The following is a 1,718-nucleotide window of genomic DNA, read 5'->3' on the forward strand; positions in this document are numbered from 1 at the left end:
GGGTGTCCGGAACGGCCCGGCCTCGGCCTCCCGGCCTACTCGGCCTGTGCGGGCCCGTCCTCGACCACGGTGATCGCACCGCCCGGGCAGAGCTGGGCGGCCAGTCTGAGATCGTCGAACTGGTCCGGCCGGAAGGAGGTCTGACGGAGTCTCACCAGGCTGTCGTGGTCGTCCTGGTCGAAGACCTCGGGAACGTTCGTGACGCACATCCCGGAGCTGCAGCAGCGGTCCCGGTCGACATTCACCCGCATGGTCGGGCACCTCTCGCCAGTGCGCCGCCGGCTGCCCGGCGGCCGCCTCTCGTTGTCATTGCCAACCTAACCGGCGCTGCTCCGTCCACGGAGGGCGCGGTGGCGGGATCACCGAGAATGGCCGATTCGGCTCCCGTCGGAGCCCCCGGGCGGTGAACCAGGTTTGAATTGACGCCGTGGTGACAAGTGCGCGCCCCGCAGCCACCGGCCCCTGAGCCGGCCCGGATCCGGCCCTTCGGCGGTGGCTCACCGGCCTTTCGGCGGTGGCTCACCGCCCTTCGCCAGCGGCTCACAGCCCCTCGGCGGCGGCGATCTCCCGTACGGTCGCGACGGTGTCGGCCTCGTCGGCGCTCTTGTCCGGCCGGTAGCGCACCACCCGGGCGAACCGCAGGGTGAGACCGGCCGGATAGCGGGAGCTGCGCTGCACCCCGTCGAAGGCGATCTCGACGACCAGTTCCGGTCGGACCCGCACCGTCCAGGCGTCCCGCCCGGTCTCCCGGGCCAGCAGTTCGGCGGTCTGCCGGGCGAGCGTCTCGTCGGTCAGGCCCTTGAAGGTCTTGCCGAGCATCACCCACGGGCCCAGCCCCGGTTCGCCCGCCGCCCGGGCGCCCAGGTGCAGGTTGCTGAGGAAGCCGCGCCACCGCCCGCTGCCCCACTCGGCGGCCAGCACCACCAGGTCCAGGGTGTGCCGGGGCTTGACCTTGATCCAGCCCGCGCCGCGCCGCCCGGCCGCGTACGGGGCCGCCGGATCCTTCACCAGCACGCCCTCGTGGCCGAGCGCCAGCGTCTCCCGGAAGAAGGCCAGCGCCCGGTCGCGGTCCCCGGTCTCGACGCGGGCCGGCCGCAGGCCGTCCGGCACCGCCTCGGCCAGCGCCGCCCAGCGCTCCCGGCCGGGACGGTCCACCAGGTCCTCGCCGTCCCGGTGCAGCAGGTCGAAGAAGTAGGCGTCGAGCGGGACTTCGGCACGCAGCCGGTGCGGCTCCCGCCGGGAGGCGGTGCGTGCGGCGGTCTCCTGGAACGGGCGCGGCCGGCCGTCCGGGCCGAGCGCGATCGCCTCACCGTCCAGCACCGCCGAGCGCAGCGGCAGCGCCAGCGCGGCCTCGGTCACCTCGGGGACGCGGGCGGTGATGTCCTCCAGGCCGCGGGTGAACACCGCGACCTCCCCGCCCTCCCGGTGCACCTGCACCCGGACGCCGTCCAGCTTCCACTCCACCGCGGCCGGGCCGGTGCGCTCCAGCGCGGTGGCCACGTCCGGCGCCGAGGCGGCCAGCATCGGCCGCACCGCCCGTCCCACGTCCAGCCGGAACGCCGCGAGCGCCGGCTGCCCACCGGTCAGCGCGGCCTGCGCCACCGCGCGGGCCGACCCCCGGAACATCAACGCCCGCCGCACCGCCGCCGCCGGCCGGGTCCAACCTCGGCGACGTCTTGAAGGCCTACCGAGCGCTGCACAAACTGAAGCAGCAGGAC

At 75.0% G+C, this 1,718-nt stretch carries 1 protein-coding gene and 1 pseudogene; both read right to left on the reverse strand.

Annotated features, from left to right (window positions below):
* Positions 1–35: 35 nt before the first annotated feature.
* Positions 36–251, reverse strand: coding sequence for a ferredoxin (locus tag ACIQOV_RS40345; RefSeq protein WP_359908818.1), 216 nt, complete (start codon positions 249–251; stop codon positions 36–38).
* Positions 252–540: 289 nt separating this feature from the next.
* A pseudogene (locus tag ACIQOV_RS40350) lies at positions 541–1,653 on the reverse strand (ATP-dependent DNA ligase); the annotation flags it as partial.
* Positions 1,654–1,718: the final 65 nt, after the last annotated feature.

This window comes from Kitasatospora sp. NPDC091257, assembly GCF_044757675.1.
In the GTDB taxonomy this organism is placed as follows: domain Bacteria; phylum Actinomycetota; class Actinomycetes; order Streptomycetales; family Streptomycetaceae; genus Kitasatospora; species Kitasatospora lactacystinica.